Source organism: Caproicibacter sp. (genome assembly GCF_046707225.1).
Classification (GTDB): Bacteria; Bacillota; Clostridia; order Oscillospirales; family Acutalibacteraceae; genus Caproicibacter.
In genome coordinates, this window is record NZ_JBJKOP010000029.1 from 141,795 (window position 1) to 165,109 (window position 23,315).

Consider the following 23,315-nt stretch of genomic DNA (forward strand, 5'->3'; position numbering starts at 1 on the left):
GAGGTGTTATCAATGAACAGCGAAGCATTAACAAAAAGCATGCCAAAACGTGCCCTGCTCCACGCACTTGGGCTGACCAATGAAGAAATCGACCGTCCGCTGATCGGCGTTGTCAGCTCCTACAACGAAATCGTACCGGGGCATATGAATCTGGACAAAGTTGTGGAAGCGGTCAAGCTGGGCGTTTCCATGGCAGGTGGAACTCCGCTTGTTTTCCCCGCGATCGCCGTCTGCGATGGGCTCGCCATGGGGCATCAGGGGATGAAGTATTCGCTTGTTTCCCGCGAGCTGATCGCGGATTCCACAGAATCCATGGCGCTTGCCCACGCGTTCGACGCGCTCGTCATGGTCCCGAACTGTGACAAAAATGTTCCGGGCCTTCTGATGGCGGCGGCGCGCCTGAATCTTCCGACCGTGTTCGTCAGCGGCGGTCCGATGCTGGCGGGGAAGGTAAACGGAAAAAAAGTCAGCTTTTCCAGTGTGTCGGAGGCCGTAGCGGAATACGATACCGGCAAAATCTCCAAAGAAACGCTCTGTGAATTTGAAAACAAGGGGTGCCCGACCTGCGGTTCCTGCTCCGGTATGTATACGGCGAACAGCATGAACTGTCTGACGGAAGCTCTCGGCATGGGGCTCCCCGGCAACGGCACGATCCCGGCGGTCTATTCGGAACGGATTCAGCTGGCGAAGCATGCCGGAATGCAGGTGATGGAGCTTCTGCGAAGAAACATTCGTCCGCGCGATATTATGACGGAGGGCGCGTTCCGCAACGCGGTGACCATTGATATGGCGCTCGGCTGCAGCACCAACAGTATGCTTCACCTTCCCGCGATCGCGCACGAATGCGGCATCGAGCTGAACCTTGATTTTGCGAACGATGTCAGCAACCACACGCCCTGCCTGTGCCATTTGGCGCCTGTCGGGCATGCGTATATCGAAGAACTCAACGAGGCGGGCGGTGTTTACGCCGTAATGCACGAGATTAATAAGCTGGGGCTGTTGAAAACGGATTTGATGACCTGCACGGGAAAAACCGTGGGGGAGAATATCGCAAACGCCGTCAACCGGAATCCGGAGGTGATTCGTCCGGTCGAAAATCCGTTCAGTAAAACCGGTGGAATCGCTGTTCTTCGCGGCAATCTGGCGCCGGATTCCTGTGTGGTCAAGCGTTCCGCCGTGTCGCCCGAAATGATGACCCACGAGGGGCCGGCGAAAGTCTTCGACTGTGAAGAGGACGCGATTGAGGCAATCAATTCCGGAAAAATCGTCGAGGGAGACGTCGTAGTGATTCGGTACGAAGGCCCGAAGGGCGGACCGGGGATGCGTGAAATGCTCAACCCGACCAGCGCGATCATGGGACGCGGCCTTGGCGGCAGCGTCGCCCTCATTACCGACGGGCGGTTCAGCGGTGCGACCAGAGGCGCGGCGATCGGACATGTATCGCCGGAAGCCGCGGTCGGCGGGCCGATTGCGCTGGTAAAGGACGGGGACAAAATCTGCGTTGATATTTCGAATAACCGGGTTGATGTTCTTGTGGATGACGCGGAATTGGAAGCACGCAGAAAGGAATGGAGGCCGAGAAAGCCGAAAATCACGAGCGGATATCTGGCCAGATATGCGGCGCTTGTTACTTCGGGCAACCGCGGAGCGGTCCTGGAGCTTCCCCGCTGATAAAAACGAGAAAACGATTCCTGGTCCGCACCGGATCAGGAATCGTTTTCTTTCTTCGAAACTGAAATAACAGTTACGGGACATTCGTCCCTCGCGACCAAGACGGTGCGTTCGGCTTCTCTTGGCACCTTTTCCCGTATAATTTTCGCGTAACCGTCGTCAGCCATACGGAATACTTCGGGACAGGTATATGCACATAAACCGCAGCCGATACAGTTTTTTCGGTCCAGCAGTGCAGTCATAAACGGTTTCCTCCGTCTCCGCTCGCTGAACTGCGGGCAGCTCAGCTGGTGAGAAAACTGGAAAATTCCTGATTAAACTTTTCCAACTCATCGTAAAATACGGCATGCCCGCTTTGTTCAAACGGGAACAATTTGGAATTTCGAATCTTCCGGTTCAGGGTAAGCGGAAGTTCTTTCGGGCATATTTTGTCCAAAACACCGTAAAAAATGCCTGTTGGCACCGTGATTTGTTCAAAGTCCGCGCGCAGATCCGCATCCCGCAGCGTTTCCGCGGTTTTCAGGGTACTGTATCCCGGGCCGGAAAGGCTAACGGAACGGAACCATTCGGCGAACGGCGGCGTAACCGGCTGCGCAAAAAAATCCTGCCCGAAATCATAGATCGCCTGCGGCCGGTTGCGACTGATTTGTGCAATTAATGAATTAACCTGCTCAAGAGGCAATCCTCCCGGGCAGCCTTCTCGGCTGACAAAACAGGGGGCCGCCGCTGAAAGCAGCGCCAGCTTTGAAATCTTATATTCTTTATACCGCGACATGTAACGAATCACAATCGCTCCGCCCATGGAAAAACCGACCAGCGTCATTTCCGAAACGCCGATCATTCGGATCACTTCGTAAAGGTCATCCGCAAGGCGGTCGTAGTCATAGCCGTTCCATGGGGCGTCCGAGCTTCCGAACCCCCGAAGATCAATCGAGATACACCGGAAACCGAGCTTTGGAAGAAGGTCAAACTGATATTCGAACATCATGTGATTTAAGGGCCAGCCATGAACCAAAAAAACAGTTTTTTTGCCCGCGGGATTTAAATCATAAACCGCAAGTTTCACTCCGCGTTCCACATTAACATAATACATATTTCCACCTCCGAAATACATCTATGTGTCAGCGGGGCAAAATAGTAATTTTGAGAAGAACAGAAAACAAAAAAGCCTCTTTCCCAGAGGAAAAGAGGCGAAAAAGGTCTTTGTTTCTTTAGCCTTTTTTGCATTTTTGTCCGCTGAAGACAATTCCGCGCCCTGCGTCAACCGTAACGGCGGTGCCGCTTTTCAGCAGCTGGGTGGCATTCTGCGCGGCTACAATGACGGGCTTTCCAAGCGTCAGTCCGACGATTGCCGCGTGGGAATTCATTCCGCCCCGTTCCGTGATAATGGCGGAGGCGGATTTCAGAATGGAAAGAATATCGTTGGACGTTTCCGGGATAACGAGAATGTCTCCGTCTTTAAAACGCTCATGAGCTTCCTTTTCATCTCTGCACACGCAAAGGTTGCCGCACACGCTGCCTTTGGACACGCCTCTGCCGGAGACCAGAACGTCCCCGACCAGCTGAACCTTGAGAAGGTTCGTTGTTCCGGAAACGCCGAGAGGAACTCCGGCGGTGATGACGACGAGGTCGCCGTCCCGAACAAGGCCGCGCTTTCTCGTGGTTTCCACCACGTGATCAAACAGTTCGTCCGTAGTGTCTTTCTCTTCCACAAGAACCGGGACCACTCCCCAGGAAAGGTTCATCTGGCGAAGAACCGTCGGGTCCGTCGTGCCGCTGATAATGGGGTGGGACGGGCGGTATTTGGAGATCATTCTGGCCGTGCGGCCGGTTTTCGTCACCGTAATAATCGCAACGGCGCCCAGGTCGTATGCCGTTGTGCACGTTGCGTGCGAAATGGCGGAGGTAACATTCGGCTGTTCGTAAAAATCGCGCTTTTTGAACCGCTCAATATAATTGATGTCGTTTTCGGTGCGCTCCGCAATCTTCGCCATGGTCTTGACGGCGAGAACGGGGTACAGCCCCGCGGCGGTTTCTCCGGAAAGCATGATCGCGCTGGTGCCGTCGTAAATCGCGTTTGCGACATCGGTCGCTTCCGCACGGGTCGGGCGCGGATTTTTCATCATGGAATCCAGCATTTGCGTCGCGGTGATTACCTGAAGGCCTGCGTTGGAGGCCTTTTTAATCAGTTTTTTTTGAATAATCGGGATCTCTTCCAGCGGAATTTCAACGCCCAGATCGCCCCTTGCAATCATAATGCCGTCGGAAACCCGGATGATGTCCTCAATATTCTGGACGCCGTCTGAATTTTCAATTTTTGCGATTATGCGGATATTGTGGCACCCGAGTTTCTGCAATTCAGAGCGAAGTTCGATGATATCCTGCGCGCTGCGGGTAAAGGACGCGGCGATAAAATCAAAATTTTCCTCAACGCCGAAAGCAAGGTCCTGCCGGTCCTTCTCGCTGATGAACGGGAGCGAAAGATGCGCCCCGGGCACGTTGATTCCCTTGTGAGAAGAGATGGTTCCGCCGTTTTCAACGGTGCAGAGCACGTCCGTTTCCGTGCAGGATTCAACTTTCAGCGCGATCAGCCCGTCGTCAATCAGGATCGTTGTGCCGGGGTGAACTTCCTTGGGCAGCCGTTCAAAGGTGACGGAAACACACTTTTCGTCACCGGCAACGTCGCGTGTTGTCAGCGTGAACCTGTCTCCGGTATTCAAGGTGACGGACGGTTTCTCAAATTTGCCGATCCGAATTTCAGGCCCTTTGGTGTCGAGAAGAAGAGCAACCGGGAGGTCCAGCTCCTGCCTCAGCTTTTTGACCAGATCGACATAGGGCTTCTGGTCCGCTCCTGTCCCGTGTGAGAAGTTCAGTCTCGCGACATTCATACCGGACAGCATCAGCTGACGGACGACCTCTTCCTCTTTTGTTGCGGGTCCCAGTGTACAGACAATTTTTGTTTTTCTCATTTTCTTGCAGCCTCATTCCATTACTGCTTATTTTGTATTATTTACCTTATTTTATCTATTACATCATACTAGGATTACGAAAAAAAATCAATTCGGCGCCGATAAATTGGCAGAGATTCCGAAAATGCTCCAACAGTTGCATTCATTTCAGATAAGTTATACAATGGAAAAGAAGAGTAAGCGGAACTGGACGGAATGGATGGAGCAAATGCTGAAACGAAGGGAAAAAGTTATGAAATCGCGCGCCCAGTGGCGCAGTCAGAATCAGATGAAAAAAATCAAGATTGTGATGACGGTAATCCTGACTGCGCTTTTGCTGTCTGTGGCGGCGGGAGGACTTTTAGCGTGGTCCCAGATGCGGGACTTTTTTGAACAGAAGGCGCACAGTACTGCTTCGCAGGCCTCCGGTTCCGCATCGTCCGAGGCTGACAGTCTGCCCGTCTACGACGATTCTCTGAATCTGATGCTGGTGAACTTATCGCATCCCCTGGAATCCGGATACAAGGCGGAATTGACGGATTACGGCGGGTATCGGGTGGATCAAAGAATTCTGCCCGCTCTGAAAAAAATGATGACTCAGGCGGAATCGGATGGCTGTCCTCTGACATTATCGGGGGGATATGTGGATTCTGATGAGCAGAACCGTCTTTACGAAGCCGAGGTTCAGCGTCTGATGCAGAAAGAACATCTTTCCCGCGTTCGCGCGGAAAATCAGGCGCAGAATACCGTGGGCAAGGGCGGGTACAATGAGGATCAGACCGGTTTGGCCGTGACGTTTTCCGCAGACGGGAAAAAGGGATCCGATTTTGCGGCAACCAAACAATATCATTGGCTTTCCGAAAACAGCGTATACTACGGTTTTATTCTGCGTTATCCCAGCGACAAGGAATCGCTGACGGGAATAGGATTCCAGCCGGAACATTACCGATATGTCGGTACGGAAAATTCGGTTAAAATGAGGGAGTATTCCATGTGCATGGAAGAATATGTCTCCTATTTGGCTCAACAGCCGCAAAATTAAAATGCGCTGGAAATAGTCCTTGCAATTATCCGCCGTGTATGTTATAATCTTCGCAGTATGGAGTATGGTTGATAAAGAGGTGACAGGAATGAAGGAAAAGATCCATCCGCAGTATCAGGATACGACGATTACCTGCGCATGCGGAAATGTAATTCATACAAGATCAACGAAGGAAAACATCCGTGTTGAAATTTGCTCCAAATGCCACCCGTTTTTCACGGGAAAACAGAAGCTGATTGATACAAGCGGCCGTGTTGACATGTTTAAAAAACGTTACGGCATCGGCAAGTAAAAGCGATTTTGTACGGATAGACGGCGAGAAAAGCGCCGTCTATCTTTTTTTTCGGGGGAGACAGGGGATGAAAGAATATCGAACACTGAGGGCGGCCGCCCGGGTGGAAATTACAGACCGCCGTTCCCGGTTTATCGGTGCCGCCGCGCCCGCTGCCAGCGAAGAGGAAGCAATTTCTTTTCTGCAGGGAGAAAGGGCCCTCTACCGCGAGGCGAACCATCATGTTTACGCTTATAGCCTGAGACAGGGAGGAACATGCCGGCACTCCGACGACGGAGAGCCACAGGGCACCGCAGGGTTGCCGGTGCTGGATGTTCTCCTGAAATCGGAAATAACGGACGCGGTGATTGTTGTAACCCGCTATTTTGGCGGAACGCTGCTTGGCACCGGAGGCCTGGTCAGGGCATATTCCCATACGGCCGCAATTGCTTTGGAGCAATCCGGAGTTGCGGTGATGAAGCCCTGTTCCGTACTGGATATCAGCTGCGGATATGCGCGCTACTCCGCGGTTGCCGCGCTGATACCCCGGTATGGCGGCGTGATTGATCATACCGATTATACCGATGCGGTCGGAATCCGGTTCCATATGGAAAGCAAAAGCCTCAAGGATTTTCGCAATGCCTTATCGGATGCAACCTGCGGGGAGTGCGGCGCGGAGCTTGTTTCAGAAAAATATTTTGACTTAAATTAACTTTTTTTGTTACGGGAAAGGAAAAGGGAGAGGAATTCGCGTATAATGCAGTGAAATGCACGGAAAGGGGTTTCTTTATGACTGTTTGTGAAAGGATACAAAATCTGGAAGAACAGACGCTTTCACCTTATGCCATGCTTTCAAGAAATTCGGCGGGGCGTGACACGCAGGAGATGGATTGTGACTTGAGAACGCCCTACCAAAGGGACCGTGACAGAATTATACACTGCAAGGCGTTTCGCCGCCTGAAGCATAAAACGCAGGTGTTCCTTTCTCCGGAAGGCGACCATTACCGCACGCGGCTGACTCACACGCTCGAAGTTGCTCAGATCGCGCGGACAATCGCCCGGGCGCTGCAGCTGAACGAGGATCTGACGGAAGCGATATCCCTGGGCCATGACTTGGGACATACCCCTTTTGGGCACGCGGGGGAACGTGCGCTGAATCAGATTTTCCCGGGCGGATTCCGGCACTATGAACAGAGTGTGCGGGTTGTGGAACGTCTTGAAAAAAACGGAAAAGGATTGAATCTGACCAAAGAGGTACGGGATGGAATCCTGTGCCATACGACCGGGACGGAAGCGTTGACGATGGAAGGCCGCATCGTACGGGTCGCGGACCGGATTGCTTATTTGAATCATGATATTGACGACGCGGAACGTGCGGGAGTGCTGGCGGAGGGTGAAATCCCGGAAAGCATTACATCGGTGCTGGGTCACAGCAAATCGAGACGGATTGATACTCTGGTTCGGTCCGTGATTAAGGGCAGCCGAAAGGGAACCGTTGGCATGGGCCCGGAAGTTAAGGCAGCATTTGATTTGTTAAAGGACTTCATGTTTCAGAGCGTTTATGAGAATCCCTATGCAAAGGGAGAGGAGCGCAAAGTCCCTCATCTGATCGGCGCTTTGTTTGACTATCTGCAAAAGCCGGAGAATCTGCCGGAGGATATGCGTCTGATCGCGGAGCAGGACGGCTGCGCCCGTGCCGCCTGCGATTATATTGCCGGCATGACGGACCATTATGCGGTCGAATTGTTTAAATCCATTTATGTTCCGGCATCCTGGAAAATATAAGGCGCCGGCAACTGAATCTGAAAGGGAGGCGGCCTTATGCCCTTGCCGGAATCGTTCCTTCAGGAACTGAAGGCGCGCAGTGATCTTGCTGAAATCGCCGCGAACTATGTCAGCCTGAAACGCAGCGGCAGGAATCTGGTCGGGCTTTGTCCATTTCACAGTGAAAAGTCGCCGTCGTTTAATGTCTATCCGGAAAACGGTTCGTTTTACTGCTTCGGATGCGGAACGGGAGGCGACGTGATTACATTTGTCCGGCGAATTGAGAATCTCGATTATATGGAAGCGGTTCGTTTCCTTGCCCAGCGGGCCGGAATGCAGGTGCCGGAGGCGCAGGTCGATGACGGCATGGCGAAACTGCGTACCCGGATTCTTGAAATCAACCGGGAAACCGCCCGATTTTTTTATTCCGCGCTGAATTCGGATGCCGGGCGCGAGGGGAGAGAATATTTTAACCGGCGTGAGCTAAAGCCGGAGACCGTCCGACACTTCGGACTGGGATATTCTCCTGCTTCCCGCTTCGCTCTGGTCGATATGCTAGAAAAGAAAGGCTACACACAGAATGAAATGATTCTTGCAAATGTGGCTTTTAAAAGCAGAAGCGGAAGGGCGGTCGACCGCTTTTTCGGGCGGGTCATGTTTCCGATTATCGACCTGCGGGGCAATGTGTTGGCATTCGGCGGAAGAACCCTTGGAGACGACAAGCCGAAGTATCTGAACACTTCGGAAACGCCCGTTTTCAATAAGGGCAATATGCTTTTTGCTCTCAATTTTGCAAAAAACCGCAATTCGGAAAGACTGATTTTATGCGAAGGATATATGGATGTGATCGCTCTGCATCAGGCGGGTTTTCAGGAAGCAGTCGCCACGCTCGGCACTTCGCTGACCGCGCCGCAGGCACGGCTGATGGCCCGGTACGCAAAAGAAGTAGTCGTTTGCTATGATTCCGACGAGCCGGGACAGAAAGCGGCCTCTCGGGCAATCCCAATTCTTCGGGATGCCGGATTGGTCGTTCGGGTTCTGACCGTTACCGGCGGAAAGGATCCGGATGAATACATAAAAACGAACGGGCCGATTAAGTTTAAGCAGTTGTTGGACGCCTGCGGCAACGATGTGGAATATCGTCTGCAAAAGGCGAAACAGGGCCGCAATCTTCAAAATCCCGAACAGCGGGTCGAGTACCTGAATGCGGCTGTGTCCATTCTTGCCACCCTGGAAAACCGCATTGAACAGGAGGTTTATGCGGGGCGGCTGGCACAGGAGGCCGGAATCGCGACGGCCACGGTCATGAATCAGATTTCAGCGTACAGTAAAAGGAATTGGAAAAAGCAGATGAAAAAGCAATTTCAGGCGGTTCAGCAACAAGCCGCGGGCCTGAGGGATCGTGTAAACCCCGAAAAAGCCGGCAATCTTCGCGCGGCGGTCGCGGAGGAAGCCCTGATTGCGCATTTGCTGAAATTTCCTGAATCCTCCGAAAAAATAGCGGCGATTTTACCGCCTGAAAAATTTATTACAGCATTTAACCGCCGTGTATATGCGATAATTGTGGGCAGAATTACAAAAGGAAATGCAGTCGGCCTTGCCGATCTCTCGGAAGAATTTACCATGGATGAAATTTCATCCGTCTCACGAATTCTTGCGGCTCAGGACGGAATTACACTGACATGGCCGGACGTGCTGAAATATATCAATATTATTTCCCAGGAAAATGATAAATTAACGATAAGCCGGGCCGATTCGGTACGAGCTGAGGAAATAGAAGATTACCTGCAAAAATTAAGGCAGCAAAAGAAATAGGGGGACGCATTATGGCAATGCCTGACAAGAAAACGGTGATCAGGGAACTGATAGAACAGGGAAAAGCAAAAGGGCAGCTGTCTACAAAGGAAATCCTTGACGCGCTCGGCGAATTGGACTTTGACCCGGAACAGATCGAAAAATTTTACGATACGCTTGAGTCGCAGGGAGTTGAAATTGTTGAGGATTTCGGCGAGGAACCGCTGGAAGACCTTGAGATCGACCCGAAAATTGCTGAAAGCGAAGACCTTGAAACCACTCTGAGTACGGAAGGAATCGCGATCGATGATCCGGTTAAGGTGTATTTAAAGGAAATCGGTCGGGTGCCCCTATTGAGTCCGGAAGAGGAAATTGACCTTGCCATCCGCATTTCCAGCGGGGACGAGGCGGCGAAAAAAAGGCTGTCGGAAGCAAACCTTCGTTTGGTTGTCAGTATTGCCAAACGCTACCTCGGCAGAGGAATGCAATTTCTGGACCTGATTCAGGAGGGCAATCTGGGCCTCATCAAAGCGGTGGAAAAATTTGACTATACCAAGGGCTTCAAGTTTTCCACTTACGCCACCTGGTGGATTCGCCAGGCAATTACACGCGCGATTGCGGATCAGGCGAGAACAATTCGAATTCCCGTGCATATGGTCGAGACAATCAATAAAGTAAAAAAGGTTTCGAGCCAGCTGCTGCATACCAACGGCCATGAACCCACGGCGGAGGAAATTTCTTACGAACTGGATATGCCGGTTGAAAAAGTGCGTGAAATCATGCGTGTCGCTCAGGAACCCGTTTCGCTGGAAACGCCGATCGGCGAGGAGGAAGACAGCCACCTCGGCGACTTTATTCCGGACGATGACGCTCCGGCCCCGGCAGATGCCGCTTCCCACACGCTTTTGAAAGAACAGCTTGCAGATGTGCTCGACACACTGACGCCAAGAGAAGAAAAAGTTCTTCGGCTGCGGTTCGGCCTAGAGGACGGACGTTCCCGCACACTGGAAGAAGTGGGCAAGGAATTTAACGTAACAAGAGAACGCATCCGTCAAATCGAAGCAAAGGCGCTTCGAAAACTGCGTCATCCAAGCCGAAGCAAAAAGCTGAAAGATTTTTTGGATTAAGGAGCGTTCATATTATGGTATTGACACTCGAGGCCGACTACGCGGTCCGAATCGTCGACGACCTCGCGCAGTCGGACCGAAAAGTAGACGCCCGCACCCTTTCGGAACATACGAGGGTTCCCTTGAGGTTCGCATTGAAAATTCTGAGAAAGCTGGTTGCCTCCGGGCTGATTGTATCTTATAAAGGCGCGCATGGAGGCTACATGCTTGCCGGCCCGGCGGATTCCATCACGCTTCGTCAGGTCATTGAATCGGTGGAGGGGCCTTATATGCTGAGCCGCTGCCAGCAGGATGCTTACAGCTGTACGCATGATCACTGTTGCAGATTCCATGAGATTTATGACGAAATTTCTACAATCGTAAGGGAAAAACTCGACTCCTATACATTTGGAACCCTGGACTGTAAAAAAAAGCAGGGTTAGAAATAAAGAACAAAAGCCGGAGCTTTCACTCCGGCTTTTGTGTTGAACATATAAATATTTCAGCTATTTTAAAAAATTACTTGACAACCACCATATATTGTAATAAAATAATATACTGCATCATCATGGCAACTTATACGCAAAATGATTTGTAACTATCATATCACAAGTCCTTTCAAAAGGCAATAGTTTATCTGGAGTATGATAAAATCGTGAGATATTTGAAAACTTTTTGTGCTTAATTTATGCCGCGGAATGTCAAATCTATGAATGGAGTGATTGAGCCAATGGTGAATGTCAAACCGGTTAAGGTTGGCAAAAATACTCGAATGAGTTTTGCGCGTATTGATGAAGTCCTTGATATGCCGAATCTTATCGAAGTACAGAAAAAGTCCTATCAGTGGTTCCTCGATGAAGGACTCAAGGAAGTATTCAAGGAAGTCTCCGGCATCACGGATTACACGGGCAATCTCGTACTTGATTTTGTCGATTACAAACTGGATGTCGACAAGCCGAATTACAGTGTGGAAGAATGCAAGGAACGCGATGCTACTTATTCCGCGGCATTACGGGTCACGGCACGGCTGCTTAACAAAGAAAGCGGCGAAATTAAAGAATCCGAAGTTTTCATGGGGGATTTCCCCCTGATGACCGACAGCGGAACTTTTGTAATCAACGGCGCTGAGCGTGTCATCGTTTCACAGTTAGTTCGTTCGCCCGGCGTTTATTACAAAATGGAATACGATAAAACCGGCAAGGAGCTTTACAGTTCCACCGTTATTCCGAACCGCGGCGCATGGCTGGAATATGAAAACGACGCGAACGACGTCTTCTATGTCCGCATCGATAAAAACCGCAAAATTCCCGTTACCGTATTTATCCGTTCCCTCGGCCTTGGTTCGGACGAGGAAATCCGCGATTATTTTGGCATTGACGAGCGGATGGAAGCAACGATTGCCAAAGATCCGTGCAAAAACACGGAGGAAGCCCTGTTTGAAATTTACAGAAAGCTTCGTCCGAGCGAACCGCCAACCATAGAAAGCGCCCAGGCTCACATCAACAGCCTGTTTTTTGACGCGCGCCGTTACGACCTTTCACGGGTCGGCCGTTACAAATACAATAAAAAGCTGAATCTTGCCGGCCGTATCTCCGGTCAGGTGCTTTCCAAGCCGATTGCGGATCCCCGCACGGGGGAACTGCTTGCGGAGGCAGGCGTGGCCGTGTCCCATGAGCTTGCGGAACAAATTGACAATGCCGGTGTCTCCATCGCGTATGTACAGGACGGGGACCGCGAAATCAAAGTGATTTCCAACGGCATGGTTAATATTCAGAACTTCGTAAACTTTGACGCCAAAACAGAATGCGGTATCAACGAGAGAGTCCGTTTCACCATCCTCAATGAAATTCTTGAGTCCAGTTCCACGGATGAAGAGATCAAGGAAAAAATCATTGCCAGAATTGATGAGCTGATTCCAAAGCACATTATTATCGATGACATTTTTGCCTCTATCAATTATATGAATTGCCTGGCGGTTGGTCTGGGTACTATTGACGATATCGACCATTTGGGCAACAGGCGAATTCGGTCCGTCGGCGAGCTGCTCCAGAACCAGTTCCGCATCGGCTTTTCGCGCCTGGAACGCGTGATTCGTGAACGCATGACCCTTCAGGCACAGGATCTGGAGGTTCTTACACCGCATTCTTTAATCAATATCCGCCCTGTGGTTGCGGCAATCCGTGAATTTTTCGGATCTTCTCCGCTGTCTCAGTTTATGGATCAGACCAACCCGCTTGCGGAGCTTACCCATAAGAGACGTCTTTCCGCGCTGGGCCCCGGCGGTCTTTCAAGAGATCGCGCAGGATTTGAGGTTCGCGACGTTCATTATACACACTACGGACGCATGTGCCCGATTGAAACGCCGGAAGGGCCGAATATCGGTTTGATTTCCTATTTGGCCACATTTGCGAAAATCAATGATTACGGATTTATTGAAGCGCCGTTTCGCCGCGTTGACAAGAAAACCGGTGTTGTAACAAAAGAAGTCATTTATATGACGGCGGATGTTGAAGATAATTATATTGTGGCACAGGCGAATGAACCTCTCGATGAGGAAGGCCGCTTCGTAAACCCGAAGGTAAACGGCCGCTATCGCGACGAATTTGTTGAAATAGAGCGGGAACGCGCTGATTTCATGGATGTTTCGCCGCGGATGGTTGTTTCCGTCGCGACCGCGATGATTCCTTTTCTGGAAAACGATGACGCGAACCGCGCGCTGATGGGTTCCAACATGCAGCGGCAGGCGGTACCGCTGCTGAAGACGGAATCTCCGATTGTCGGTACCGGCATGGAATATAAAGCGGGCGTGGATTCCGGAGTTTGTGTGCTTGCAAAGCGCAGCGGCGTCGTCAGCAGCGTTTCTGCCGACGAAATTAAGATTACTACGGACAACGGGGAAACCGACGTCTATCATGTTATTAAATTTATGCGTTCCAATCAGGGAACATGCATTAATCAGGTTCCGATTGTGGACATGAACCAGCGCGTGGCAGAGGGAGACGTCATCGCGGACGGTCCGGCCACAAAGGATGGGGAAATCAGCCTTGGTAAAAACGCCCTGATCGGCTTTATGACCTGGGAAGGCTACAACTACGAGGACGCCGTCCTGATCAATGAAAAAGTTGTGCGCGACGATGTTTTTACCTCGATCCACATTGAGGAATATGAGACGGAAGCCCGCGATACCAAACTTGGTCCGGAAGAAATCACGCGGGATATTCCAAATGTCAACGAAGACCTGCTCCGCGACTTGGACGACGGCGGAATTATCCGCATCGGCGCGGAAGTCCGTGCGGGAGATATCCTTGTCGGCAAGGTAACGCCAAAGGGCGAAACCGAGCTGACTGCGGAAGAGCGTCTGCTCCGTGCCATTTTCGGAGAAAAAGCACGCGAGGTTCGCGATACCTCGCTTCGCGTTCCGCACGGTGAAAGCGGCATTGTTGTCGACGTTAAGGTCTTTACCCGTGAAAACAGCCATGATGAGTTGAGCCCGGGTGTCAATAAAGTGGTTCGCTGCTATCTGGCGCAGAAGAGAAAAATTTCAGTCGGCGATAAAATGGCGGGCCGCCACGGAAACAAGGGCGTTGTCTCGCGCATTCTGCCGGTTGAAGATATGCCGTTCCTTCCGGACGGGACTCCGCTTGACATTGTGCTGAATCCTTTGGGCGTACCTTCCCGAATGAATATCGGGCAGGTGCTGGAAGTTCACTTGGGCCTTGCTGCAAGAGCACTCGGCTGGAAAATCATGACTCCTGTTTTTGACGGCGCGCACGAGGACAATATTGTGGAGTGCCTGACGCAGGCGGGACTGAGCCCGGACGGAAAGATCCTTTTGAAAGACGGCCGCACCGGGGAGTACTTTGACAACCCCGTTACCGTTGGCTATATGTATTACCTGAAACTCCACCACCTGGTAGACGATAAAATTCATGCCCGTTCCACCGGCCCGTATTCGCTTGTTACGCAGCAGCCTCTGGGCGGCAAAGCGCAGTTCGGCGGACAGCGCTTTGGTGAAATGGAGGTGTGGGCGCTTGAGGCTTACGGCGCCGCCTACACGCTTCAGGAAATTCTCACCGTCAAGTCCGACGACGTGGTCGGCCGTGTGAAGACGTATGAAGCAATTGTCAAAGGTCAGAATATTCCGACGCCCGGAATTCCGGAATCGTTTAAGGTTTTGATCAAAGAACTCCAGTCCCTCGCGCTCGACGTTAAGGTGCTGGATGTGAACGATGATGAAATCGACCTGAAGCAGAATTTCGACGATGATGACGACATTGGATTCAATCCTACGGAAGAAAACTTTGATGAACCGACGGTTGCTGAGGGCGACTTTGAAGGCTTCTCCATGGAAGAAGCGGAGGATGACGGAAGTCTGTTTGATGATTCCGATGGTTTTACAGACGAAAGTTCCGGTGATTCCGAAGATCTTGGGAAAGACGATCTGTTCGATATGAGTTCCAATGAAGATAAAATTTGACAGGAAGGGGTCGAAATATGGAATTTAACACCTTTGAATCCATAAAGATTGGACTTGCTTCACCTGAAAAAATTCGTGAGTGGTCGCACGGTGAGGTAAAAAAGCCGGAAACGATCAATTACCGAACTTTAAAGCCGGAGCGTGACGGTTTGTTCTGCGAGCGCATTTTCGGGCCTACGAAGGACTGGGAATGCCATTGCGGTAAGTATAAGAGAATTCGTTACAAAGGGAAAATCTGCGAACGCTGCGGGGTTGAAGTGACGCGCGCGAAGGTTCGCCGTGAGCGGATGGGCCACATTGAGCTGGCGGCCCCTGTTTCCCACATCTGGTATTTCAAAGGGATTCCTTCCCGCATGGGACTGATGCTTGACATTTCGCCCAGAATGCTGGAAAAGGTGCTTTATTTTGCCCTTTATATCGTAACGGACCCGGGCGATGTCAGGGAGCTTCAGAAAAAACAGCTTCTGAATGAAAAAGAATACCGCGACATGCGTGAGAAGTACGAGGACGATTTTGAAGCGGGCATGGGAGCGGAATCCGTTCAAAAGCTGCTTTCCGAAATCGATCTGGACGAAGTTTCGACGGAGCTGAAAACTGAGCTTGTCAATGCAACGGGCCAGAAGAAGGTCCGCATTCTGAAACGCCTTGAAGTGGTGGAGGCTTTCCGTCTTTCGGGCAACCGCCCCGAATGGATGATTATGGACGCCATTCCGGTTATTCCGCCGGATCTGCGGCCGATGGTGCAGCTGGACGGCGGCCGGTTTGCAACGTCTGACCTGAACGACCTGTACCGCCGTGTAATCAATCGTAACAATCGTTTAAAAAGACTTTTGGAGCTTGGTGCTCCGGATATTATTGTCCGCAATGAAAAACGGATGCTGCAGGAGGCTGTGGACGCGCTGATCGACAACGGCCGCCGCGGACGCCCTGTTACCGGGCCGAACAATCGCCCGTTAAAGTCTCTTTCCGATATGCTGAAGGGCAAACAGGGCCGTTTCCGCCAAAACTTGCTTGGCAAACGCGTCGACTATTCGGGCCGTTCGGTTATTGTTGTCGGTCCTGATCTTAAAATGTATCAGTGCGGACTTCCCAAAGAAATGGCGCTGGAACTTTTCAAGCCTTTTGTCATGAAACGTCTGGTTGAGACACAGGCTGCCGGCAATATCAAGGCGGCCAGAAAAGCGGTCGAACGAGCCAAACCGGAGGTTTGGGATGCACTTGAAATCGTCATAAAAAACCATCCGGTGCTGTTAAACCGCGCGCCGACTCTGCACCGCTTGGGCATTCAGGCGTTTGAGCCGGTTCTGGTCGAGGGAAGAGCGCTCAAGCTGCATCCGCTGGCCTGCACCGCGTATAACGCGGACTTCGACGGCGACCAGATGGCTGTGCACGTTCCGCTTTCCTCAGAAGCGCAGGCGGAAGCCCGTTTCCTGATGCTTGCGGCAGGCAACCTGTTAAAGCCTTCCGATGGGCGCCCCGTTACCGTGCCGACGCAGGATATGGTTCTGGGTTCGTATTATCTGACGCTGGATAAGGCCGGGGAGACGGGAGAGGGCAAATGCTTCCGTGACTTTGACGAGGCAATCATAGCTTACAACGAGCATGTAATCGGCCTTCATGCAAAGATCAAAGTCCGCAGGACTTTGGTGTTTGACGGCAAGCCTGAAACCCAGTTGGTTGAAACGACTGTCGGGCGTATGATTTTCAATCGCCCGGTTCCTCAGGATCTGGGCTATGTGGACCGTTCCAAGCCGGAAAATCGTTTTAAGCTGGAAATTGAATTTCTGGTTGGGAAAAAGCAGTTGGGTCAGATCATTGACCGCTGCATAGAGGTTCATGGCGTGCCGAAAACATCGGAGGTTCTCGACGCAATCAAGGCGCAGGGGTACCGGTATTCCACCCGCAGCGGAATCACCGTTTCCGTCAGCGACGCCACGATTCCGCCGCAGAAAAAGGATATCATTGCGGAAGCGGAGAAGAAGATTGACGAAGTTTCCGAGCAATATAAAATGGGCTTGCTGTCCAACGGCGAGCGTTATGACGCAGTTCTGAAAACCTGGACTAAAGCAACGGAAGACGTGTCTGTCGCGCTGCAAAAGAACCTGAACCGTTACAATCCGATTTTCATGATGGCTGACTCCGGCGCCCGCGGTTCTATGAGCCAGATTCGCCAGTTGGCCGGTATGCGCGGCCTGATTGCAAATACGTCCGGTAAAACAATCGAAATTCCGATCCGTGCGAATTACCGCGAAGGCCTGAATATTCTGGAATACTTTATTTCTTCGCGCGGCGCCCGGAAAGGCCTTGCCGACACGGCTTTGCGTACGGCGGACTCCGGTTACCTGACCCGTCGTCTGGTCGATGTTTCGCAGGATGTCATTATTCGTGAAGAAGACTGCGGAGCAACTGAGGGCCTTGAGATTTTTGATATCAAGGAGGGCAAGGAAATTATCGAGACCATGCACGAACGCCTGATCGGACGTTATCTGCTGGAAGACTTCGTGGATAAAGAAAGCGGAGAAGTGCTGGTTTCCAAGGATAAACTGATGGATGAGAATGACGCCGATATCATCGTCTCAAGGGGCGTTAAGAGAATCAAAATCCGCTCGATCCTGGAATGCCGCGCGAAACACGGCGTCTGCAAAAAATGTTACGGCGCAAACCTTGCGACAAGGATGCCTGTTATGGTCGGCGAAGCGGTCGGAATTATCGCCGCGCAGTCGATCGGCGAGCCCGGCACGCAGCTGACCATGAGAACCTTCCACACCGGTGGTGTTGCCAGTGCGGAAGATATCACACAGGGTCTGCCCCGCGTTGAAGAGCTGTTCGAAGGCAGAAAACCGAAACATCTTGCCATTATCAGCGAGATTGCCGGTACGGTTTCATTTGACGAAATCAAAAAGAGCCGTCACGTCGTTGTGACGAACTCCGAAACCGGAGACAGCAAATCGTATTTAATTCCGTTTGGTTCCCGCATTATCGTCAGTGAAGGCGATGAGATCAAGGCAGGTACCCGTCTGACGGAAGGTTCGGTCAATCCGCACGACGTTTTGGCAATCACCGGAACTCAGGCCGTCCAGGATTACCTGATTGAAGAGGTTCAGAAGGTTTACCGGATGCAGGGCGTTGATATCAACGACAAGCATATCGAGGTTATTGTACGCCAGATGCTGAAGAAAGTTCGCGTCGACGAGGCGGGCGACACAACCCTGCTGCCCAGCGCTCTGGTTGAAAAGAGCGAACTGGAAGCGGAAAATCAGATTGTACGCGATCGCATCGCCGCAGGGGAAACCGATCTGCAGGAGGCAACCGCGACCCCGGTTCTTTTGGGTATTACAAAGGCGTCTCTCGCGACGGATTCATTCCTTTCCGCGGCGTCCTTCCAGGAAACGACCCGCGTGCTGACCGATGCCGCGATCAAGGGTAAGGTCGATCCTTTACTGGGCCTCAAGGAAAACGTTATTATCGGGAAGCTGATCCCGGCAGGAACCGGCATGAAATGCTATAGTGACGTGGAAATCGAGCCGACCGGAGAAAACTTGACAAATGATGCGGTTTAGGCTTATAATTTAAAATTGTGATGGCTGCAATTTTTGGCATCAGCTAAAAATAGAGCCGATTGAAAGTTTGTTGTTCACGCCGCCCAAAAAAGGGCGGCTTGACATAAATATTTTTGTTAGGAGGTGTCATATGCCAACCTTTAACCAATTGGTCAATACCGGCAGGGAAGTATCCGAAAAGAAAGCGAAGGCCCCCGCACTTTTGAAGGGCTGGAACTCGAAGAAACGTGTTTCCATCGATCAGGATTCTCCGCAAAAACGTGGTGTCTGCACGGTTGTAAAAACCGCGACCCCGAAAAAGCCGAATTCTGCTTTGAGAAAAATCGCAAGAGTCAGGCTTTCTAACGGAATCGAAGTCAGCGCCTATATTCCCGGCGTTGGTCACAACCTGCAGGAACACAGCGTCGTGATGATCCGCGGCGGACGTGTCAAGGACCTTCCTGGTGTGCGTTACCATATCATTCGCGGAACTCTGGACGCGCAGGGCGTTGCTCAGCGTATGCAGGCCCGTTCCAAGTATGGTGCGAAACGGCCGAAGGCCGGTGCTGCTAAAAAATAAACAGCACGCCAATTTTAACGATGACAGAAACCTGACGGCTGCATGTTGAAAAACTGAAATGCAGCGGCGTTTGACCATATAGAGCGCCTCTGTACTGGCCACGGGAGTTATGTCGCTTTCGAGTACCGATGAATTCATTTCTGTGAAGGAGGGAAGTAAAGTGCCAAGAAGAGGTTCAACCGCGAAACGCGATGTTTTGCCGGATCCACTTTATAATTCCAAAATTGTAACACGACTGATTAATAATATCATGTACGACGGAAAAAAGGGCGTTGCCCAGAAAATCGTTTATGGTGCATTTGATATTATCAGGGACAAAACGGGAAAAGAACCGTTGGATGTTTTTGAGCAGGCCATGGAAAATGTAATGCCTTCTCTGGAAGTCAAGGCCCGCCGTGTCGGCGGCGCCACCTACCAGGTCCCGATGGAGGTCCGTCCGGAAAGACGGCAGACTCTGGGCCTGCGCTGGGTCACCAACTATTCTAGACTGCGCAGCGAAAAGACCATGAGGGAAAGACTTGCCGGCGAAATCCTTGATGCTGTGAACGGTGCTGGCGGCGCTGCCAAGAAGCGTGACGAAACGCATAAGATGGCAGAGGCAAACAGGGCATTTGCACATTACCGCTGGTAATGGCCGGCCTGCACATTTTCAGTATATTTAGGAGGAAATTATGCCAAGGCAGGTATCACTTGAATTAACCCGCAATATCGGCATTATGGCTCACATCGATGCCGGTAAGACTACCACTACCGAACGCATCCTGTATTACACTGGAATCAATCATAAAATCGGTGAAGTTCACGACGGAGCCGCAACAATGGACTGGATGGTGCAGGAGCAGGAGCGGGGCATTACCATCACTTCCGCCGCCACGACCTGCTTTTGGAAGGGCCACCGGATCAATATTATCGACACACCGGGCCACGTTGACTTCACGGTAGAAGTTGAGCGTGCTCTGCGTGTGCTTGATGGCGCCGTAGCGGTTTATGATGCAAAGGGCGGCGTTGAGCCGCAGTCTGAAACCGTTTGGCGTCAGGCGGAACAGTTCGGTGTTCCGCGCATGGCTTACGTCAACAAAATGGACATTATGGGTGCGGATTTTTTCCGCACTGTCCAGATGATGAAAGACCGCCTGAAGTGCAACGCCGTTCCCATTCAGTTGCCGATCGGCAGCGAAGATACCTTTAAAGGAATTATTGACCTGATTGACATGAAGGCCGACGTCTATTATGACGAAATGGGCAAAGACATGAAGGTCGAAGACATTCCGGAGGACATGAAGGAACTTGCCGAAAAATATCATGCCGAGCTCCTGGAGGCGGTTGCCGAACAGGACGATGACTTGATGGAGAAGTACCTGAACGGCGAAGAAATGACCAAAGCTGAAATTGAAAAGGTGATTCGCAAGGCGACGATTGCAAATAGATTTGTACCTGTTACCTGCGGAACCTCGTATAAAAACAAAGGCGTGCAGAAGCTGCTTGACGCGATTATCGCGTATATGCCGGCTCCTACCGACATTCCCGCAATCCGCGGTACCAATCCGGACACCGGGGAGGAAGAGGACTGCCACGCGAGCGATGACGAGCCTTTCGCGGCGCTTGCGTTTAAGATCGCCACGGATCCGTTTGTTGGAAAGCTGGCATTTTTCCGCGTATATTCCGGTAAGGTTGATGCCGGTTCCACCGTTTATAACTCCGTCAAGGACAATAACGAAAGACTGGGCCGTATTCTGCAGATGCACGCGAATCACCGTCAGGATCTTGAAACGGTTTATTCCGGCGACATTGCGGCGGCGGTCGGCCTGAAGAACACAACGACCGGCGATACCCTGTGCGATCCGAAGCGCAAAATCGTGCTTGAATCCATGGAATTCCCGGACCCGGTTATCCGTGTTGCAATCGAGCCTAAAACCAAGGCTGGGCAGGAAAAAATGGGCATTGCTCTCGCCAAGCTGGCGGAAGAAGACCCGACATTCAAGGCTTACACGGATGAGGAAACCGGTCAGACTATTATTGCCGGCATGGGCGAACTGCACCTGGAAATTATCGTCGACCGTTTGCTGCGCGAATTCCATGTGGAAGCAAACGTCGGTAAGCCTCAGGTTGCTTATAAAGAAACGGTACGCCGTCTTGCCGACGTCGAAACCAAGTACGCAAGGCAGTCGGGCGGCCATGGCCAGTACGGTCATGTTAAGATTAAACTGGAACCGAATCCGGGCAAGGGCTATGAATTTGTCAACGCCGTTACGGGCGGTGCGATTCCGAAGGAATTTATTCCAGCTGTTGACCAGGGAATTCAGGGCGCGATGCTGTCCGGCGTTATGGCGGGCTATCCGGTTGTAGATGCCAAGGTCACGCTTTACGATGGGTCGTTCCACGAAGTCGACTCCTCGGAGCTCGCGTTTAAAATTGCCGGTTCAATGGCGTTTAAGGAAGCTATGACAAAAGCCGATCCGGTTATTTTGGAACCGATTATGAAGGTTAGTGTTACCGTTCCGGAAGATTACATGGGCGACGTGATGGGCGACCTGAACTCCCGCCGTGGAATGATCGAAGGAATGGACGCAATCCCGGGTGCGCAGCAGATTCGCGCTATGGTTCCGCTTTCGGAAATGTTCGGCTATTCTACCGATCTGCGGTCTAAAACGCAGGGCCGTGGTCAGTATGTTATGGAGCCCGGCAGCTACACGGAAGTGCCGAAGAATATTTCCGAAAAGATTATTACGTCCCGCAGTAAAAAATCGGAATAACCTCGTAAAATATGCTTGCTTTTTACCCTTTTTGTTGTTAAAATGTTAAGCATAATGTAAAATCTATCATTCCAGTTCGGATAAATAAAAAGGAGGATCTCCAATGGCAAAAGCAAAATTTGACAGGTCGAAACCTCATGTAAACATTGGCACCATCGGTCACGTTGACCATGGTAAGACCACTTTGACTGCGGCTATCACGAAGGTTCTTAACTTCAAGGGTGAAGCTGACTTCGTCGATTACGCAAACATCGACAAGGCACCGGAAGAAAGAGCACGTGGTATTACAATTAATACGGCTCACGTTGAGTATCAGACGGAAGCCCGTCACTACGCTCACGTTGACTGCCCGGGCCATGCCGACTATGTTAAAAACATGATTACCGGTGCTGCACAGATGGACGGCGCGATCCTTGTCGTCTCCGCTGCGGACGGCCCGATGCCCCAGACCCGTGAGCACATTCTGCTTGCCCGTCAGGTAGGCGTGCCTTATATTGTCGTCTATATGAACAAGGTTGACCAGGTTGACGATGAAGAACTTCTCGACCTCGTTGAAATGGAAATTCGTGATCTGCTGAATGAATACGAATTCCCCGGCGACGATACCCCGATTGTTCGCGGTTCCGCTTTGAAAGCGCTGGAATGCACTTCCACGGATCCGGATGCGCCGGAATACAAATCCATCTGGGAACTGATGGATGCTGTTGACAGCTTCATTCCGACACCGGAACGCAAATCCGATCTTCCGTTCCTGATGCCTGTCGAGGACGTTATGACCATCAGCGGCCGCGGCACAGTTGCTACGGGCAGAGTTGAGCGCGGTATGGCTAAAATCGGCGATGAAGTTGAAATTGTCGGTCTTTCTCCGGAAAAGAAGAAGTCTGTTATCACGGGCCTCGAGATGTTCCGTAAATCCCTTGACTTCGCAGAAGCCGGCGATAACATCGGTATGCTTCTCCGCGGTATTCAGAGAGAAGAAATTGAGCGCGGTCAGGTTATTGCAAAACCGGGCAGTGTGCATCCGCATACCAAGTTTGTCGGTCAGGTTTATATTCTGACAAAGGATGAAGGCGGCCGTCATACTCCGTTCTTCAACAATTACCGTCCGCAGTTCTATTTCCGTACAACAGACGTTACAGGTACCATCGATCTTCCGGAAGGAACCGAGATGTGCATGCCTGGCGATAACGTTCAGATGACGGTTGAACTGATTACGCCGATTGCTATGGAAGAGGGACTTCGTTTCGCTATTCGTGAAGGCGGCCACACGGTCGGCTCCGGCGTCGTTTCCAAAATCATTGAGTAATTAGCGGTCGTTAGACTGTTTAATCAGCATGGCCCGGTGAGGGAAATCCCCCACCGGGCCATGT

17 protein-coding genes are annotated in these 23,315 nt (G+C 51.5%); 14 read left to right on the forward strand and 3 right to left on the reverse strand.

From position 1 onward, the window contains the following. The first annotated feature begins 12 nt into the window (after window positions 1–12). Window positions 13–1,671: a dihydroxy-acid dehydratase gene (gene ilvD, locus ACLQ3M_RS05650; protein WP_411676720.1), complete on the forward strand. Its 1,659-nt coding sequence runs from the start codon at window positions 13–15 to the stop codon at window positions 1,669–1,671. Window positions 1,672–1,706: 35 nt separating this feature from the next. On the opposite strand, the gene ACLQ3M_RS05655 is transcribed toward ilvD, so the two are convergent. The 3 genes from ACLQ3M_RS05655 to pyk form a co-directional block, all read right to left on the reverse strand. Next, window positions 1,707–1,913, reverse strand: coding sequence for a ferredoxin (locus tag ACLQ3M_RS05655; RefSeq protein WP_411676721.1), 207 nt, complete (start codon window positions 1,911–1,913; stop codon window positions 1,707–1,709). Between the two features lie 41 nt (window positions 1,914–1,954). Next, window positions 1,955–2,764 carry an alpha/beta fold hydrolase gene (locus ACLQ3M_RS05660; protein ID WP_411676722.1) on the reverse strand — a complete coding sequence of 270 codons (810 nt, stop codon included), beginning with the start codon at window positions 2,762–2,764 and terminating at the stop codon, window positions 1,955–1,957. Window positions 2,765–2,882: 118 nt separating this feature from the next. After that, window positions 2,883–4,640: a pyruvate kinase gene (gene pyk, locus ACLQ3M_RS05665; protein WP_411676724.1), complete on the reverse strand. Its 1,758-nt coding sequence runs from the start codon at window positions 4,638–4,640 to the stop codon at window positions 2,883–2,885. 163 nt (window positions 4,641–4,803) lie between these two features. Here pyk and ACLQ3M_RS05670 point away from each other — a divergent pair, with 163 nt between their 5' ends. From ACLQ3M_RS05670 to tuf, 13 genes are all read left to right on the forward strand, one after another. Beyond that, window positions 4,804–5,661, forward strand: a complete 858-nt coding sequence (locus ACLQ3M_RS05670) for a D-alanyl-D-alanine carboxypeptidase family protein (protein ID WP_411676725.1) — start codon at window positions 4,804–4,806, stop codon at window positions 5,659–5,661. 88 nt (window positions 5,662–5,749) lie between these two features. Beyond that, window positions 5,750–5,953, forward strand: coding sequence for a 50S ribosomal protein L31 (gene rpmE, locus ACLQ3M_RS05675; protein WP_066644153.1), 204 nt, complete (start codon window positions 5,750–5,752; stop codon window positions 5,951–5,953). Window positions 5,954–6,020: 67 nt separating this feature from the next. Beyond that, the gene (locus tag ACLQ3M_RS05680; RefSeq protein WP_411676726.1) at window positions 6,021–6,644 is read left to right on the forward strand and encodes an IMPACT family protein; all 624 of its coding nucleotides are present in this window, start codon (window positions 6,021–6,023) and stop codon (window positions 6,642–6,644) included. 77 nt (window positions 6,645–6,721) lie between these two features. Further along, window positions 6,722–7,717, forward strand: coding sequence for a deoxyguanosinetriphosphate triphosphohydrolase (locus ACLQ3M_RS05685; protein ID WP_411676727.1), 996 nt, complete (start codon window positions 6,722–6,724; stop codon window positions 7,715–7,717). Window positions 7,718–7,753: 36 nt separating this feature from the next. Then, on the forward strand, window positions 7,754–9,511 hold the full coding sequence (gene dnaG / locus ACLQ3M_RS05690; RefSeq protein WP_411676728.1) for a DNA primase: 1,758 nt from the start codon (window positions 7,754–7,756) through the stop codon (window positions 9,509–9,511). A 17-nt stretch (window positions 9,512–9,528) separates the two neighbouring features. Continuing rightward, complete coding sequence (gene rpoD / locus ACLQ3M_RS05695; RefSeq protein ID WP_411676807.1) at window positions 9,529–10,617, forward strand: RNA polymerase sigma factor RpoD; 1,089 nt, start codon at window positions 9,529–9,531, stop codon at window positions 10,615–10,617. Between the two features lie 14 nt (window positions 10,618–10,631). Then, window positions 10,632–11,039 (forward strand): RrF2 family transcriptional regulator, encoded by a 408-nt coding sequence (locus ACLQ3M_RS05700; protein ID WP_411676729.1) that lies wholly within the window; start codon window positions 10,632–10,634, stop codon window positions 11,037–11,039. A gap of 287 nt (window positions 11,040–11,326) precedes the next feature. Next, a complete protein-coding gene (rpoB, locus tag ACLQ3M_RS05705) occupies window positions 11,327–15,073 on the forward strand; it encodes a DNA-directed RNA polymerase subunit beta (protein ID WP_411676730.1) in 3,747 nt (1,248 codons plus the stop codon). Between the two features lie 17 nt (window positions 15,074–15,090). Then, window positions 15,091–18,633 carry a DNA-directed RNA polymerase subunit beta' gene (rpoC, locus tag ACLQ3M_RS05710; protein WP_411676731.1) on the forward strand — a complete coding sequence of 1,181 codons (3,543 nt, stop codon included), beginning with the start codon at window positions 15,091–15,093 and terminating at the stop codon, window positions 18,631–18,633. Window positions 18,634–18,763: 130 nt separating this feature from the next. Continuing rightward, a complete protein-coding gene (gene rpsL / locus ACLQ3M_RS05715; protein ID WP_411676732.1) occupies window positions 18,764–19,192 on the forward strand; it encodes a 30S ribosomal protein S12 in 429 nt (142 codons plus the stop codon). Between the two features lie 160 nt (window positions 19,193–19,352). After that, on the forward strand, window positions 19,353–19,823 hold the full coding sequence (gene rpsG, locus ACLQ3M_RS05720; protein ID WP_411676733.1) for a 30S ribosomal protein S7: 471 nt from the start codon (window positions 19,353–19,355) through the stop codon (window positions 19,821–19,823). Between the two features lie 40 nt (window positions 19,824–19,863). Further along, window positions 19,864–21,945, forward strand: a complete 2,082-nt coding sequence (gene fusA / locus ACLQ3M_RS05725; protein ID WP_411676734.1) for an elongation factor G — start codon at window positions 19,864–19,866, stop codon at window positions 21,943–21,945. Window positions 21,946–22,048: 103 nt separating this feature from the next. Beyond that, window positions 22,049–23,251 (forward strand): elongation factor Tu, encoded by a 1,203-nt coding sequence (gene tuf / locus ACLQ3M_RS05730; protein WP_411676735.1) that lies wholly within the window; start codon window positions 22,049–22,051, stop codon window positions 23,249–23,251. Window positions 23,252–23,315 lie beyond the last annotated feature (64 nt).